16 protein-coding genes and 1 tRNA gene are annotated in these 15315 nt (G+C 72.5%); 15 read left to right on the top strand and 2 right to left on the bottom strand.

The genetic code is table 11. The features are described 5' to 3' along the window. The first annotated feature begins 15 nt into the window (after positions 1-15). From ABZS42_RS10220 to ABZS42_RS10170, 11 genes are all read left to right on the top strand, one after another. A complete protein-coding gene (locus ABZS42_RS10220; protein ID WP_355143675.1) occupies positions 16-348 on the top strand; it encodes a PadR family transcriptional regulator in 333 nt (110 codons plus the stop codon). Continuing rightward, a complete protein-coding gene (locus tag ABZS42_RS10215) occupies positions 345-1364 on the top strand; it encodes a hypothetical protein (protein ID WP_355143673.1) in 1020 nt (339 codons plus the stop codon). Before ABZS42_RS10220 ends, ABZS42_RS10215 begins: the two co-directional genes overlap by 4 nt. A gap of 180 nt (positions 1365-1544) precedes the next feature. Then, positions 1545-2066: a hypothetical protein gene (locus ABZS42_RS10210; RefSeq protein WP_355143671.1), complete on the top strand. Its 522-nt coding sequence runs from the start codon at positions 1545-1547 to the stop codon at positions 2064-2066. A gap of 205 nt (positions 2067-2271) precedes the next feature. Then, positions 2272-2955 carry a dienelactone hydrolase family protein gene (locus tag ABZS42_RS10205; protein ID WP_355143669.1) on the top strand — a complete coding sequence of 228 codons (684 nt, stop codon included), beginning with the start codon at positions 2272-2274 and terminating at the stop codon, positions 2953-2955. Next, a complete protein-coding gene (locus ABZS42_RS10200; RefSeq protein WP_355143667.1) occupies positions 2948-3688 on the top strand; it encodes a uracil-DNA glycosylase in 741 nt (246 codons plus the stop codon). The genes ABZS42_RS10205 and ABZS42_RS10200 overlap by 8 nt, the downstream gene beginning before the upstream one ends. A 20-nt stretch (positions 3689-3708) precedes the next feature. Next, a complete protein-coding gene (locus ABZS42_RS10195; protein WP_355143753.1) occupies positions 3709-4497 on the top strand; it encodes a DUF4129 domain-containing protein in 789 nt (262 codons plus the stop codon). Further along, positions 4494-5081, top strand: coding sequence for a hypothetical protein (locus tag ABZS42_RS10190; protein ID WP_355143665.1), 588 nt, complete (start codon positions 4494-4496; stop codon positions 5079-5081). Before ABZS42_RS10195 ends, ABZS42_RS10190 begins: the two co-directional genes overlap by 4 nt. Beyond that, positions 5081-6088 carry a MoxR family ATPase gene (locus ABZS42_RS10185; RefSeq protein ID WP_355143663.1) on the top strand — a complete coding sequence of 336 codons (1008 nt, stop codon included), beginning with the start codon at positions 5081-5083 and terminating at the stop codon, positions 6086-6088. Before ABZS42_RS10190 ends, ABZS42_RS10185 begins: the two co-directional genes overlap by 1 nt. Further along, complete coding sequence (locus ABZS42_RS10180; RefSeq protein WP_355143661.1) at positions 6088-7467, top strand: DUF58 domain-containing protein; 1380 nt, start codon at positions 6088-6090, stop codon at positions 7465-7467. Before ABZS42_RS10185 ends, ABZS42_RS10180 begins: the two co-directional genes overlap by 1 nt. Before the next feature lie 37 nt (positions 7468-7504). After that, the gene (locus ABZS42_RS10175) at positions 7505-8068 is read left to right on the top strand and encodes a hypothetical protein (protein ID WP_355143659.1); all 564 of its coding nucleotides are present in this window, start codon (positions 7505-7507) and stop codon (positions 8066-8068) included. Between the two features lie 104 nt (positions 8069-8172). Further along, positions 8173-9504 carry an NAD(P)/FAD-dependent oxidoreductase gene (locus ABZS42_RS10170; protein WP_355143657.1) on the top strand — a complete coding sequence of 444 codons (1332 nt, stop codon included), beginning with the start codon at positions 8173-8175 and terminating at the stop codon, positions 9502-9504. A gap of 66 nt (positions 9505-9570) precedes the next feature. On the opposite strand, the gene ABZS42_RS10165 is transcribed toward ABZS42_RS10170, so the two are convergent. Then, a complete protein-coding gene (locus tag ABZS42_RS10165; RefSeq protein ID WP_355143655.1) occupies positions 9571-11436 on the bottom strand; it encodes a hypothetical protein in 1866 nt (621 codons plus the stop codon). A 91-nt stretch (positions 11437-11527) separates the two neighbouring features. On the opposite strand from ABZS42_RS10165, the gene ABZS42_RS10160 reads away from it, so the two are divergent. From ABZS42_RS10160 to ABZS42_RS10145, 4 genes are all read left to right on the top strand, one after another. Continuing rightward, positions 11528-11608 (top strand) — tRNA-Leu (locus ABZS42_RS10160). Between the two features lie 112 nt (positions 11609-11720). Continuing rightward, the gene (locus tag ABZS42_RS10155; protein WP_355143653.1) at positions 11721-12548 is read left to right on the top strand and encodes a Bax inhibitor-1/YccA family protein; all 828 of its coding nucleotides are present in this window, start codon (positions 11721-11723) and stop codon (positions 12546-12548) included. 151 nt (positions 12549-12699) lie between these two features. Next, positions 12700-13452, top strand: coding sequence for a Bax inhibitor-1/YccA family protein (locus ABZS42_RS10150; RefSeq protein WP_355143651.1), 753 nt, complete (start codon positions 12700-12702; stop codon positions 13450-13452). Between the two features lie 121 nt (positions 13453-13573). Beyond that, a complete protein-coding gene (locus tag ABZS42_RS10145) occupies positions 13574-13894 on the top strand; it encodes a hypothetical protein (protein ID WP_355143649.1) in 321 nt (106 codons plus the stop codon). Positions 13895-13928: 34 nt separating this feature from the next. On the opposite strand, the gene ABZS42_RS10140 is transcribed toward ABZS42_RS10145, so the two are convergent. After that, positions 13929-15191: an acetyl-CoA C-acetyltransferase gene (locus tag ABZS42_RS10140; protein ID WP_355143647.1), complete on the bottom strand. Its 1263-nt coding sequence runs from the start codon at positions 15189-15191 to the stop codon at positions 13929-13931. Positions 15192-15315: the final 124 nt, after the last annotated feature.

Here is a 15315-nt window from a genome sequence, read left to right as displayed (position 1 = left end):
AGTAGTGTCCGAGGCGTGGACACCACGCAGTTGTTGAAGGGTGTGCTGGATCTCGCCGTACTCGCCGTGCTCCGCCACGAGGACGGCTACGGCTACGACATCCTCCGCCGGCTCCGGGAGGCCGGCCTGGAGGAGGTGGGCGACGCGTCGGTCTACGGCACCCTGCGCCGGCTCTTCGCCGCCGGCCTGCTGACCACGTACGTCGTGCCGAGCGAATCCGGCCCGCACCGCAAGTACTACTCGCTGAACGCGGCCGGCCGGGACCAACTGGCCCGCTCCGGCAAGCTGTGGCGGTCGTTCGCCACCACGATGGACGCACTGCTCGACGAACGGGGGACGGCGGCATGACCGTCACGGAGCAGGAGATCGCGGAGTACGTCGGCCGGGTCCGCGCCGCGCTGGCCGACCTTCCGGCGGCGGTACGCGAGGAGCTGACCGAGGACCTGCCCGAGCACCTGGCCGAGGTGGCCGCGGAGGCCGGGGGCTCGTTGCTCGACCGGCTCGGCCCACCCGAGGCGTACGCCGCCGAGCTGCGTGCCGCCGCCGGTGCTCCGGTCCGGAAGGGGCGGAACCTGGACCAGCGGGCGGCCGCCGTCGTCCGCCGCGTCGGCGGTTGGCTCCACACCGTCGACACCCGGCTGGGCCCGCCCTTGGGATACGCGAGCGCGACCGATTTCCTGCGGCTGCTCCGGCCCGCGTGGTGGGTCCTGCGGGCCTACCTGGCCGCCATGCTGGTGACCGTCGTGACGACCGGCGGTTCGCTCGGACTCCTGCCGCGGTTCGGTGGCGAACTGCTCGCCGGCCTCGTGATGCTCGTCGGGTTCCTGCTCGCGTCGATCTGGCTGGGCCGCCGCTCCGGGCGGTTGCGCAGTTGGCGCCGCTGGGCCCTGCACGCCAGCAGCCTCGTCCTCGTCGTCTTCGGGCTGGCCGGGCTGGCCGACGCCGAGGAGCGGGCGGGCTACCACCCCTACGACCCGATCGCGGTCAACAACCCGTACGAACAGATCCGGGACGTCTTCGTCTACGACAGCGAGGGGCGCCTGGTGCAGAACGCCCGGCTCTTCGACCAGAACGGCAACCCGATCCGGCTCGGCTACCCGGACTGTCTCGACGAGCCGGACCCGTACTACGCCAACCCGCTGCTGCGTCCGTACCCGTACTGCCCGGCCCAGGCGCCCTTCGCGCCGCGGGCGCCGGTCGGCCCCTCGGTGGCACCGGTCCTTCCGCCGTTGTCCGGCCCGTCCGCGGCGGCGACCCCGGAGCCGACGAGCACTCCGGAGTCGACCGTCACCCCGGAGCCGACGGCCAGTACCGGACCGGGTGCGGCGGCGACCGCGACGCCCACTCCGGGCGCCACCGGTTGAGCGCCGCCGGGCTCCTGGCGCCGCCGACCCGGTGACCAGGAGTTCCGGCGTTTGCCACAAAGCTGTGAGCCCGCTGTGAAAGCTGAGAAATAGCTGAACGGATGAGGTTCGAGGGGCGACGGACGATGTCCATGATCGCTAGCGTGTCGTCTGCTCATTCACCCCCCGGAAGGAACCCCCGTGTCAGAGCAGGTCGCACCGCCCCCCTCGGCGAACCCTGAGCAGCCTTACCCGGCGCAGCAGGCCCAGGCGGCCGAGCAGGCGCCACCCCCGGCAGGGCAGGTGCCGTCCCCGGCCGAGCCGGAGGCGAAGAAGTCCGGCGGCAAGAAGGCGCTCGGCATCATCGGCGCGATCGTCGTGTTCGTGGTCATCGCGGGACTCAAGTTCGGCCTCGCCACCGTGATCAGGAACGTCTTCGACAAGGACGCCACGGCCGACGCGAAGGTCGGCGACTGTATCGCCAAGCTGCCCGAGGTCCTCGGCACGGAGGAGAAGGAGGTCGACGACGCCAAGGTCGTCGACTGCACCTCGACCGAAGCCGTGTACAACGTGGTCGGTCGGGTGGACGGGCAGACCGAGGCGCAGGCGCAGGAAGGCACCGCGTGTGAGCCGTTCTTCACGGAGGACCAGGACGGCTACCTCTTCTACAGCATCGAGCCCGGCAAGAAGGGCTACCTGCTCTGCCTGACCGAGAAGGCCTGATCGCATCGGCCTGCCGGGATCACCCCACGCAGGCCCCCGACGGCGGCGCGAGTCCTCGCGCCGCCGTCGGCGCATCTCGGATCCGGCGGCGGCGAACAGGAGGTGAATACCACTGTTCCGGCATCTTCCCGGGGCGGTCGCGGCGTGGCAGGCTACCGGCACTGGGCGACCAGCCAACGATGACTGACCGCTAGGAGGGCGTCCGATGGGCGAAATGGTGAGGTACCGCAGCCAGGGCGCGGGCGAGGGCTATCTCGCGATACCCTCCGGCGGTGCGGCCAGCCCCGCGGTCATCGTCATCCAGGACTGGTGGGGCCTCGTGCCCCACGTGCGGGCGGTCGTGGACCGCTTCGCCGAGGCCGGATTCGTCGCCCTTGCGCCGGATTTCCGGCACGGGGAGCCGGCCAGCAAGCCGAGTGAGCCGAGGCAGATGCTGAACAGCGTGCAGATGGACGAGGCGGCGGCGGACATCGCGACCGCGGCCGATTACCTCGCCGGTCGGACCGAGGTCGCCGGCAAGGTCGGCTGCGCCGGTTTCTGCGCCGGAGCCAGCCTGGCCCTGTGGGCGCCCACCCGATCCGAGCGGATCGTCGCCACGGCGGCCTTCTACCCGCGGCTCCCCTGGGAGGGGATGCGCAACGAGTGGACCGACTACGCCGGCAAGGCTGCGATCATCCACTGCTCCGAAGCGGACGGCACCTCCGCCGACGAGGGCGTGCAGACCGCACGCCGGGCCGTCGAGACCGCCGGCGGCACCTGCCAGACGTACGACTACCCGGGCACCGCGCACGCGTTCTTCAACGAGGACCGGCCGGAGAACTACGACCAGCGCGCCGCCGCGACCGCCTGGGCCCGCACCCTCGAACTCTTCCGGGCCAAGCTTGGTTGAGCCCCGTAGCCGCGAGGAGGTGGTCGACCGCGCCGAGCGGGCGACCGACCTCGCTGATCTCGACGCGGCCGTGAGTGACTGCTTCGCCTGTCCACGCCTGGTCGACTGGCGCGAGGAGGTGGCCCGCACCCGTCGCGCCGCGTTCCGCGACCAACGGTACCGGGGCCGCCCGGTGCCCGGGTACGGCGCACCCGACGCCCGGATCGCCGTACTCGGCCTCGCCCCCGCCGCGCACGGCGGTAACCGGACCGGTCGGATCTTCACCGGCGACCGCTCCGGAGACGTCCTCTTCGCGGCGCTGCACCGTGCGGGGCTGGCGAACCAGCCGACCAGCGTCGCCGTCGACGACGGGCTCACCCTGCGCGACACCCGGATCTTCTCGGCGGTGCGCTGCGCACCACCGGAGAACAAGCCCACCCCGCAGGAGCGGGACAACTGCGCGCCCTGGCTGCATCGCGAGGTGACCCTGATCCGCCCCACACTGCGGGTCGTGGTCGCGCTGGGCGCGTTCGCCTGGGCCGCGTGGTGGCCGACGCTGCGCCAGGTGTACGGCCTCCGTCCGCCCAGCCCGCGACCGGCGTTCACGCATGGGGCACACTGGTCCGGCACGGCCGTACCGGATCTGCTCGGCTGCTACCACGTCAGCCAGCAGAACACCTTCACGGGACGGCTGACACCAGGAATGCTGGACGATGTGTTCGCCCGGGCGAAGCAGCTGGCCGGAGTGGACTGAACCCGCGTGGGGCGGTGGCGATGACGGACGGCGGGCGTCAGCCCACGCCGTACGCGCCGGGCGACGATGCTCCGGCGCGTACCGGTCTCGACCTGGCTCGTCGGTTGTGGCCGGTGGTCGCGGTGGTCCTGCTGCTGGGTGTCGCCGCGGTGGCGGCCGGGCACTCGTCGATCGGCGCGAGCCGGATCCCGCCGGCCGTCAAGGAGATCCCGTTCCTCCCCGAGTACCCGTCGACGCAGCCGTCCATTCCGGTCGAGCCGCGCGACACCGCCCAGACCGACGGGCGGGAGATCCCGAAGTGGATCGTCACAGTGGCGCTCGTCCTGGGTGGTCTCGCCGTGGTGGCCGCGCTCGGCTACCTGCTCTGGGTGCTGCTCCGCGGGGCGCTGCGCCGGCGTACCCGGGCACTGCCCCAGCAGCGGCACCGACGCACCGCCCAGGGCACCACCCACGACGTGGTGGCCGCGGTCGACGCCGGCCTCGTCGAACTCGACGACCAGGCCGTCGACCCGAGAGTCGCGGTGATCGCCTGCTGGGTACGGCTGGAGGAGGCCGCCGCCGCGGCCGGCGTACCCCGGCTGGCCGGCGACACCTCGACAGACCTGGTGCTGCGCCTGCTGCGCGGCGACCCGTCGGCCGGTGTGCCGGCGATCGCCAGCGCCGACGTGCTGGCCGAGTTCGCCCACGTCTACCGGGAGGCGCGGTACGCGACCCGCCCGGTCGACGAACGCACCCGCGACCAGGCCCGCGCGGCGCTGCGACGGCTGCGCGGCGAACTCACCACGGCCACGCAGAGCGGTGCTGCATGAGCGGTAGCGCGAGCATCGACGACCTGCTCACCTTCGAGGAGGAACGGCCCCGGCAGGACGAGCGGACCGGGCGCAGCCGTCTGGGTGCGGTGCTGCGCCTGCTGGCCGGCGTCGCCTCGGTCGTCGTCGTGGTGATCGTCGGTCTACGCGCGGTCGGCATGCAGGTCTCGCTGCTGATCCTGATCGCCGGCGTGCTCGCCCTGTTCCTCGTACGCCGGATCGTGGCCGCGCTCGCTCCCGGCCCGCTTCCGCCCCCGCCCCGGCGCCCGGTGACCCGCGCGGACGACGGCACCTGGAACTGGACCGCCCAGGACGCGCTGCGTAGAGCGATCAACGGCTGGGAGTGGCCGCTGGAGTGGTCGAACACTCGGCCCGAGCGGTTCACCGGGATGATCCTGCCCCGCCTCGGCGAGTTGGCCGACGAGCGGCTACGCCTGCGGCACGGCGTCACCCGCGAGTCGGACCCGGCCCGGGCCCGTGACCTGCTGGGCGAGCGGCTCTGGGTGTTCCTAGAGACTTCCCCCCGCCGCACACCGTCGCCGCGCGACATCGCGGCGATCGTCGCCGAACTGGAGAAGATCTGATGAACGACGTGGACCGGAGCATGCCCGCCGCCGAGGTCGGCCGCCTGGCCCGGGCGGTGCTGGACGCGGTCGGCTCGGTCGTGGTCGGCAAACGGGACGCGCTGGAGCTGGTGCTCGCGGGGATCCTGGCCGGCGGGCACGTCCTGTTGGAGGACCTGCCCGGGCTCGGCAAGACGCTCACGGCGCGTTCGTTCGCACAGGCGCTCGGGCTGGATTTTCGCCGGCTCCAGTTCACCCCCGACCTGCTGCCCGCCGACGTCACCGGGTCGTTCCTCTACGACCAGCGCAGCGGTGACTTCTCCTTCCGGGCCGGACCGGTCTTCACCAACCTGCTGCTCGCCGACGAGATCAACCGGACGCCGCCGAAGACCCAGTCGGCGCTGCTCGAGGCGATGCAGGAGAAGCAGGTCTCGGTGGAGGGCGTCACCTACCGGCTGGACGAGCCGTTCCACGTCCTGGCCACCGCCAACCCGGTCGAGTACGAGGGCACCTACCCGCTGCCCGAGGCGCAGCTCGACCGTTTCCTGCTGCGTGTCTCGTTCGGCTATCCCGAGCACGAGGAGGAGTGGGAGGTGCTGCGCCGGCGGATGGTGCGCCGCCGGGAGGAGGCCGAGATCAAGCCGGTGGTGGACGCGGCGACGCTGCGGGCCATGCAGTCCGCGTTGGAGGACGTCGTGGTCGAGGATTCGATCGGGCGGTACATCGTGGCGCTCACCGCGGCCACCCGTGAGCACCCGTCGGTGTTGGTCGGCGCGTCACCACGCGGGTCGCTGGCGTTGTTGCTGCTCTCCCGGGTCCGCGCCGTGTTCGCCGGACGCGACTACGTGGTACCGGAGGACGTCAAGGAGGTGGCCGCTCCGGCGCTGGCGCACCGGATCACCCTCCGGCCGGAGATGTGGCTGCGCCGGGTCGATCCGTCCTTCGTGGTCGGTGAGGTGTTGGAGGGTACCCCGGCACCGGCCAGCGGCGCCCTGCCCAGCTACGCGGCCGGCGGGCCCACGCGCTGATGACCCGGGCGAGCGTGCCGGACCAGCAGCCGGCGGCGACCGGCTGGGCGCCCACCCGGGCGCTCGGCCGCGCGGTGCTGCTCACCGGTCTGCTGCTGGTGGCGGGGGTGGTGCTCGGCCGGATCGACTTGATCGTGCTGGCCGCACCCTTCGCGCTCGGCACCGCGTACGCGCTGCGCCGCCGGCCCGCCGCGCTGCCGCAGGTGTGGGTGGAGACCGACGACGGCCACCTGATCGAGGGCGCCGAACTTGCCGCCGCGGTCACCGTCGGCAACCCGGACCCGGTCGACTACGAGATCGCGGTGATCCGGGGCCGGGTCTCACCCTGGCTGCGGATCGACCGGGCCGGGTTCGCCAGCGGTGCCCGGGCCGAGGGGCGTGCGGTGCTGGACCGTCCGTTCGTCACGTCGGTGCCCACCTCGGCGGCGGTCGACCTGGAGCTGGCCGGCACCGCGCTGCGCTGGGGTCGGCACCCGATCGGTCCGGCGGGCGCGCGCGTCGCCGCGGCCGGCGGGCTGCTCGTGTCCCGGGCGGTGGTCACCGAACCGGTCCAGGTGAAGGTCTACCCGAAGACCGAGCCGTTCGAGGCGGTGGAGGCGATGCCCCGGGCCGCGGGCCTGGTCGGCGCGCACCGTTCCCGGCGCCCCGGTGAGGGCGGTGAGCTTGCCGGCGTACGGATCTTCGCGCCGGGGGACCGGCTGCGCCGGATCGACTGGCGGGTGTCGCTACGGGCGCGGCAGCTGCACGTGGCGGCCACCCTCTCGGACCGGGACGCCGAAGTGGTGGTGCTGCTCGACGTGCTCGCCGAGGCGGGCCGCTCGGGTGGCGTCGACGGCGCGGCGTCCGTACTGGACACCACGGTCCGGGCGTCGGCCGCCATCGCCGAGCACTACCTGCACCGCGGTGACCGGGTGTCCCTGCTGGAGTACGGGCCGGCCGCACGCCGGCTGCGCCCCGCCACCGGACGCCGCCAGTATCTGACCGTGCTGGAATGGTTGCTCGACGTACACGTCGACGTCGGCGGCGCAACCGAACCGTACGACCAGGTCTTCGGCCCGCAGTTGCTCTCCGCGGACGCCCTGGTGGTGGTGCTCACCCCGCTGCTGGACGAACGGTCGGCGCAGATGCTGGCCCGGCTGGCCCGTTCCGGCCGGTTCGTGGTGGCGGTGGACACCCTTCCCGCCGACCTGGCGCCGCCGAAGGACCGCGGCTGGGCCGAGGTGGCGTACCGGCTGTGGCGGCTGGACCGGGACACGATGATCGCCCAGCTGCGTGAGCACGGTGTGCCGGTGGTGCGGTGGGCCGGGGCGGGCAGCCTGGACCAGGTGCTGCGCGACGTGGCCCGGCTCGCCACCGCGCCTCGGGTGGGCGGCCGATGAGCGCGGGGCACCGGTCGGTGGACGGAGGCGGGCCGCGATGATCGACGCCCTGACCGAGCGGGTGCGTACGCTCCGGTCGGCAGCCACCCGGATCAGCCTGGCGCCGCTGATCGTCCGGGCGGGCATCTTCATCACCGTGCTGGCCGGCTTCGTGCTGGCCTATCCGGCCGAGGTGCTCTCCAGCCGGACACTCGGCCTGCTGGCGATCGCGGCGTTGCTGCCCGCGGTCGGTCCGCGCCGGGTCTGGCCGACCTTCGCCGCGCTCGTCGCGGTGGGCGGGTGGCTGGTCGCGGCCGACGGGTACGACCGGCCGATCGAGCTGTGGCGGCTACTCGCCCTCGCCGCCCTGCTCTACCTGGCGCACACGCTCTGCGCGCTGGCCGCGTTGCTGCCGTACGACGCCGTCGTGGATCCGGACGTGATCACGCGCTGGCTGCTGCGCGCGGGCGCCGTGGTGCTGGGGGCCTCGGTGCTCGGGGTGCTGATCATGGTGGCCGGCGGTCTGGGCGGAACCACCGGCCATCAACTGGTCACGGTGGGTGGTCTGCTGGTCGCGGTGGGTATGGCCGCGTTGCTCGGTTGGCTGCTGAGACGGCGGTGACACCAGTGGCCTGAAGGAGTTGCGCAGGTCACAGCGGTTGTGCTCCGTCACAGAACGGGGGCGCGATCGGGATTAGCCGAGCGGCCCGGGGAAAGATAGTCGGCGTGAATCCGAAGCGGATCCTTGTGGTGGGTGCTGGTCACGTCGGCCTCTACGCGGCCCTGCGCCTGTCGAAGAAGCTCAGCTCCCTCGAGGCTGAGGTCATCGTGGTCGACCCCCAGCCCCACATGACCTACCAGCCCTTCCTACCGGAGGCCTCGGCCGGCAACATCTCCCCCCGGCACTCCGTGGTGCCGCTGCGCCGGGAGTTGCGCCGGTGCACGGTCGTGGCTGGTGCGGTCACCCGGGTCGAACACGACCGCAAGGTCGCGACGGTTCAGCCGATCGCCGGGCCAACGCGAGAGATCGCGTACGACCACGTGATCGTGGCCCCCGGCTCGGTCTCCCGGACCCTGCCGATCCCGGGCCTGCACGAGAACGGCATCGGGTTCAAGACCATCGGCGAGGCCATCTACCTCCGAAACCACGTGCTGGCGCGGCTCGACCTGGCGGCTGCCACCTCCGACCCGGACGTCCGTCGGCGCGAGCTGACCTTCGTCTTCGTCGGCGGCGGCTACGCCGGCATCGAGGCGCTGGCCGAGATGGAGGACATGGCGCGCGACGCGCTGCGCTACTACCCGGAGCTCAAGCCGGAGGACATGCGCTGGGTGCTCGTCGAGGCCACCCAGCGGGTGCTGCCCGAGGTGGACCGGGACATGGGCGCCTACACGGTGCAGCAGCTGCTCAAGCGGAACATGGACATCCGGCTGGACACCCGGCTCGAATCGTGCGTGGACGGGATCGTCAAGCTCTCCGACGGCGACAGCTTCCCCGCCGGCACGATCGTCTGGACCGCCGGGGTGAAGCCGTCCCCGCTGCTCGACAAGACGGACCTCCCGCGGGGCGAGCGGGGGCACATCACGTGCGTGCCGACGCTCCAGGTCGTCGACGGTGACAAGGTGGTCGAGGGCGCCTGGAGCGCGGGCGACTGCGCCGCGGTGCCGGACCTGACCAAGCCGCCGGGTGCGTACTGCTCGCCGAGCGCGCAGCACGCGGTGCGCCAGGCCGCCCGGATGGCCGACAACATCGCGAACGTGATCCGCGGGCGCGAGCCGGTCGAGTACAAGCACAAGCACGCCGGCAGCGTGGCCAGCCTCGGCCTGCACAAGGGCGTCGGCCAGGTGTACGGCATCAAGGTCAAGGGCCTGCCCGCCTGGGTCATGCACCGGACGTACCACATGAGCCGGATCCCGTCGTTCAACCGGAAGGTCCGGGTTGTGGTCGACTGGACGCTGGCGTTCTTCCTCCGGCGCGAGGCCATCGCACTGGGGCAGCTGCACGAGCCGCGCGTCGAGTTCCTCGAAGCGTCGGCGCCGGTGCCCTCCCGCCAGGGCTGACGGACCTGTCGCGAAACCCCTCCGGCCGACCGCCGGAGGGGTTTCGTCGTACCGGGCAGGTGTGGGTCAGACCCGCCAGGTCCAGGCGTCGGCGATGCGGGTGCCCGGGCCGTACAGCTGCTCAAGAGTGATTCGCAGGCTCTCCGCGTGCGGAGTCCCGTCGGCCAGCGCCACGCAGGACGCGTTCCAGAACTCCATGTCCCGCGCGGCCTGCCGGCGCTCCTCGGGCCCGATCACCGGCCGTTCGCCCCGGCGTGCGACCTCGGCGAGCAGCAGCGACGTCGGCCGCGGGTAGTTGCCGAAGACGGCGGTGCCGCGGCGGCCGTACGGGCCGATGAAGAACCCTTCCGGCAGCCGGAACGCGGCGTCCGCGGCGGCGGCCCACCGCATGGGCCAGGGATCCTTCGGGCTGGGCAGCGGCACGGGCACCAGCACACCTCCCGGCTCGACACAAGCCCGCCAGTGGCCGCCGCTGACGAACTCCGGCACCGGGGGACGTTCGACGGTCGGCAGCGGAGTGGGCACCAGCGGCAGCAGCGCCACGCCGACCGCCGCCGGGACCAGCCGGCGGGTCAGACCGGTGCCACGCAGCGCCCGGTCCACGGCCAGCACCAGCAGCGCCCCGACCAGCGGCAGCACGGCGAGAGCGAACCGCATCGGCAGCGCGCCGTCCACCACCGGCAGCCCGGCCAGCAGGATGTACGGGCCGGGCAGTCCGGTACGCGTACCGCCCAGCACCACGGTCGGGCCGAGGGCCAGCGCCGCCATCACCAGCGCGGCGACCGTACAGGCGAGGGCCGCCAGCCGGCGGCGGCCGAGCCATACGGCGCAACCGACCGTGACGAGCAGCAGGGGCCAGCCGAGGAACGTGTTGTACTCGGCCGGTCCGGTGGTCAGCGTGGCCGAGCGTTCGCTCCCGGCCGCCGAGAGCGGGGAGATCGCCCACCAGCTGCGCAGGTCGGCCGAGAAGTGGCGCGGGTTGAAGACGCCGTCGGCGACCCCCTGCGGGCCGGCGAACTGGAACCAGAGCGGGTACGCGAGCACCAGCACGGCGAGCCCGGTGGCGAGCGCCAGGCCACCGGCGAAACCCGGCAGGGTGCGGCGGGCCAGGTCCCGGTCCGCCACGGCGCAGGTCATGGCCATGACCAGCAGGGTGAGCGCGGCGAGGAAGAGCACCTCCTCGCCGATGAAGACCTGCGCGCTGACCGTCACGGCGAGGCCGACCGCGGAACTCACGATCCGTCGCCGGTCCGCGCCGATCCGGAGGGCGCGTCCCGGCGGGGCGGCGGCCCGCAACCGCCGTGGGTCCGCGGCGTGTAGCAGCCGTACCACCAGCCAGACGATCACCGGAACCAGCCACTGTGCCGTCATGTGCAGGTGGCTGTTGGTCTGCGACACCATGCCCGGGCCGAAGCCGCACAGGCCGGCCCCGAGTCCGGCGGCGAGCCGGCGGGCCCGCAGCACCCGGGCGAAGAACAGGTACCAGGCGATCGCTGTGCCGGCCACGTTGGCCGCGGCCAGCAGTGCGAAGGTGACCGGCGCGCCGAACATCAGGGTGACCGGGGCGAGCACGATGCCGAGCGCGATGACCGTGGTGTTGGCCATCAGGTTCACCCCTTCCGGCGCGTTGAGCCGGTCGGTGAGCAGGCCGAAGTCACCGAGCAGAGCCCGAGCGTCGATGGTGAGGAACCATTCGTAGAGGGTCTGGTCCGCGGGGTTCAGCGCCAACGTCCGAGCACCGGGGTCCGGCCACAGCCCGTGGGTGAGCCAACCGGCCGACACGGCGAAGAACAGCGCCACCACGAGGTCGGTGCGGTGCCGGCCGAGGGCGGCCCGGATCCGGGCCGCGCGGAGGCGGCGGGCGGTCCGGTCGGCGGGGCCGGGAATCCGCTCGGGTTCGGCGTCGGTGGCCGTGGGGGCTGCGCTGCTCACAATCCGGCAACGGTGACGGGGTGCGCCGAGTCGCGGCCGACCGGTTAACGTGGCATTGCACCGCCGCGTGTCGACGCGCCGGTGCCGCCCTGCCCGGGTGGTGGAACGGCAGACACGGCCGCCTTAAAAGCGGCTGCCGCAAGGCGTGCGGGTTCGACCCCCGCCCCGGGCACCGACACTTTCGACTCCCGCATCCGATCGATGATCTCCACGGATGGGCCGGGCGGTTTACTCTTGTGTGTGCGCGTTCACGTGCATGACGACCCCCTGAGGGAGGCCAGACAGTGAAGACCTCGAACCCGGTGCTCGCCCGGCTCGGCCAGGCGGCCGAGCGTGAGCGCTCCGCCGGGTACGCCCCGACCGGGCCGTACGGTGCGCCCGGCGTTCCGCAGCAGTACCCGAGCCAGGCCGGATACCCGGCGGGTTACCCCGCGGCGCCGCCCACCGTGGCGCCCATGTCCATCGACGACGCGGTGGTCAAGACCGTCACCCTGCTCGGCATCCTCGGCGTCGCCGCCGCGGCCGCCTGGGTGCTCGTGCCCGACGCGCTGGTCGGGGTGGCCTGGATCGGCGCCGCGGTCGTCGGCCTGGTCCTCGGCCTGATCATCTCGTTCTCCCGGATGGCGAACCCGGCTCTGGTCGTCACCTACGCCGTCGTCGAGGGCGTCTTCGTCGGCATGGTCAGCAAGGCCTTCGAGCGGTCGTACGACGGCATCGTGCTCCAGGCCGTGGTCGCCAGCTTCGGCGTCTTCTTCGTGATGGCCATGCTCTACAAGGCGCGGGTCATCCGGGCCACCCCGGCGTTCGTCAAGGGCATGGTCGCCGTGATGGCCGGCCTCTTCGCCGTGATGCTGATCAACCTGGTGCTGGCGCTCTTCGGCGTCAACACCCACCTGCGTGACGGCAGCAAGCTGGCCATCGGCTTCAGCCTCATCTGCATCGTGGTGGCCGCGCTGAGCTTCGTGCTCAGCTTCAAGGAGGTCGAGGACGGCGTCCGGATGGGTCTGCCGCAGCGCTACTCCTGGGTCGCCGCCTTCGGCATCCTGGTCAGCCTGGTCTGGCTCTACCTGGAGATCCTGCGGCTGCTGAGCTACTTCCAGGGCGACGACTGACCGTCCGCCCGCGTACCACCGGCGCCCGTCCCGCACTGCGGGGCGGGCGCCGTCGCGTGCGGGCTCGGTGCCGCTGTGCCGTTTTGCCGCCGCCGCCCGGCCCGCCGGTGCAGAGTGACTGCGAGGGGTGCGGCGGTGAGGGGGTGGCGTGGTGCGCACCAGCAACCCGGTGCTGAACCGGCTCGACGAGAGCACGTGGCGGCCGGACCGGGTGCTCGACGTCGCGGACGAGATGACTGTCGAGGACGTCGTCGTCCGTACGGTCGGGCTGCTCCTGCTCACCGGCGTCACGGCGCTGCTCTCCTGGCTGTTCATACCGGCGGCGGTCTGGGTGCCGGGCGCGCTCGGCGGCAGCGCCCTCGCCGCGCTCGTGCTGGCACTGGTCATCTCGCTGCGCGGGATCACCAACCCGCTGCCGATGGCCGGGTACGCGGTGATCGAAGGGCTGCTGCTCGGTGTGGCGAGCCGCGCGTTCGAGCTGGTCTACCCGGGCATCGTCGCGCTGGCAGTGGCCGGGACGTTCGGCGTCTTCCTCGGCATGGCGTTGCTCTACCGGGCCCGCCTGATCCGTGCCACGCCCCGGCTGGCCCGCCTGGTTATCGGAACCCTGCTCGGCATCGTCGCGATCAGTCTGGTGAACCTGGTGGTCTACCTGGTCACCGGCCGGCAGGGGCTGGTGGTCTACAGCCTCACCGGCGAGGTCGGCGCATTGCCGTACGTGATCGCCGTCATCGCGATCATCGCGGGCGCGTTCAGCTTCGTCCTCGACTTCGACCTCGTCGAGCGCTCCGTGCGCGCCGGCCGACCCCGCCGGTACGCCTGGCTCTGCGCGTTCGGACTGCTCACCGGCCTGGTCTTCCTCTACTGGCAGCTGCTGCGGCTGTTCAGCTACCTGCGCAGGTGAACCCGGCGACGCCACCGCAGGGGTCTGCGCCGGTGCCCGGTGTCGTGGCTCGGCTCGCCGTCGTTCGGGGACCTGCCACGGGCAGCCGCCGCGCCGCGGGCCGATCCGTAGACTCGGCGCGGTGAGCGCAGCAGAACTGGAACGGGCGGTGCAGCTGCTGGTCCGCCAGGTCGGGCACTGGGAGCAGCCTCGGTGGGCGGCGACCGCCGCCACCGGCAACGTGTCCCGGGCGGACGTGGTGCACCGGTTGGTGCAGGAGATCGCCAACCTCGCGGCCGACGCCGAGGGCGAGCCGCGGCGTACCGTGTCCAGGTTGGCCAACGACCTCGCCCTGACCGATCAGCTCCGGGTGGTCGCGGCGGACCTCGTCGCGGCCGGCGCGGCGCCCGAGGTGCTGGCCGGGGCCGCCACCGAGGTGGCGGCGACCCGCGGCGCTCTCTGACCCCGCCCGGCCCCGACGGCCACGTGGGCGCGGCTCAGCTGAGCCGTTCGATCACCATGGCCATGCCCTGCCCGCCACCGACGCACATCGTCTCCAGGCCGATGGTCTTGTCGTGCCATTCGAGGGCGTTGAGGAGGGTGCCGGTGATCCGGGCACCGGTCATGCCGAACGGGTGGCCGACCGCGATCGCGCCGCCCATCACGTTCAGCTTCTCCAGCGGGATGCCCAACTGCCGGTACGAGGGGATCACCTGGGCGGCGAACGCTTCGTTGATCTCGACCAGGTCGACGTCGTCGATGGTCATCCCGGCCCGCTTGAGCGCCTGCCGGGACGCCTCCACGGGGCCGAGACCCATGATCTCCGGGGAGAGCGCGGTGACACCGGTGGAGACGATCCGGGCCAACGGTGTGATGCCCAGGTCCCGAGCGCGCTGAGCGCTCATCACCACGACGGCGGCAGCGCCGTCGTTGAGCGGGCAGCAGTTGCCGGCGGTGATCCGACCGTCCGGCCGGAACACCGGCTTCAGCCCGGCCACACCCTCCAGGGTCACCCCGGGGCGCGGGCCGTCGTCGGTGCTGACCACCGTGCCGTCCGGAGTGGTCACCGGGGTGATCTCGCGGGCCCAGAAGCCGTCCGTGATGGCCTTCTCGGCGAGGTTCTGGCTGCGTACGCCGAACTCGTCCATGTCGGCGCGGGTCACGTCGTACACCTGGGCCAGGTTCTCCGCGGTCTGCCCCATCGCCAGGTAGATGTCGGGCAGTTCACCGGACTCGCGCGGGTCGGTCCACACCTCGGCGTCGCCCTGCGTCCGGGCCTTCGACCGGGCCCGGGCAGCGGCGAAGCGCGGATTCTCCCATCCGCCGCCGACCAGCGCCTGCGCCTCCGGCGAGAGGGCGTCGGAATTGCCGCGGGCGTACCGGGAAACGGTCTCCACACCGGCGGAGATGAAGACGTCACCCTCACCGGCCCGGATCGCGTGCATCGCCATCCGGGTGGTCTGCAACGACGAGGCGCAGTAACGGGTCAGGGTCGCGCCGGGCAGGCCGTCCAGGCCCATCAGGGTGGCGACCACCCGGGCCATGTTGAATCCCTGCTCGCCGCCGGGCAGGCCACAGCCGAGGTAGAGATCGTCGATCTCGCCGGTATCGAGTTGGGGGACCTTGTCGAGGGCGGCCTGGACGATGGTGGCGGCCAGATCGTCCGGGCGTACCTCGCGCAGCGAACCCTTGTGGGCCCGGCCGATGGGGGAGCGGGCGGTGGCGACGATGACGGCGTCGCGGGACGACTCAGTCGACATGGGGCCACGCTAACCCGTCGGTAACTTGGTGTGGAAGTCGCCCACGTAACGAGAAATGTCACTACCGAGGTGCCGGGGACGGACGTCGCACGACGAGCCGCGACGATCCGGCGCGACGCCCGGC

Origin of the sequence: Micromonospora sp. NPDC005367 (genome assembly GCF_040606825.1) — a bacterium.
In the GTDB taxonomy this organism is placed as follows: domain Bacteria; phylum Actinomycetota; class Actinomycetes; order Mycobacteriales; family Micromonosporaceae; genus Micromonospora.
Note: the sequence above shows the minus strand (reverse complement) of the source record. Positions and strands in the feature narration are given on the sequence as shown.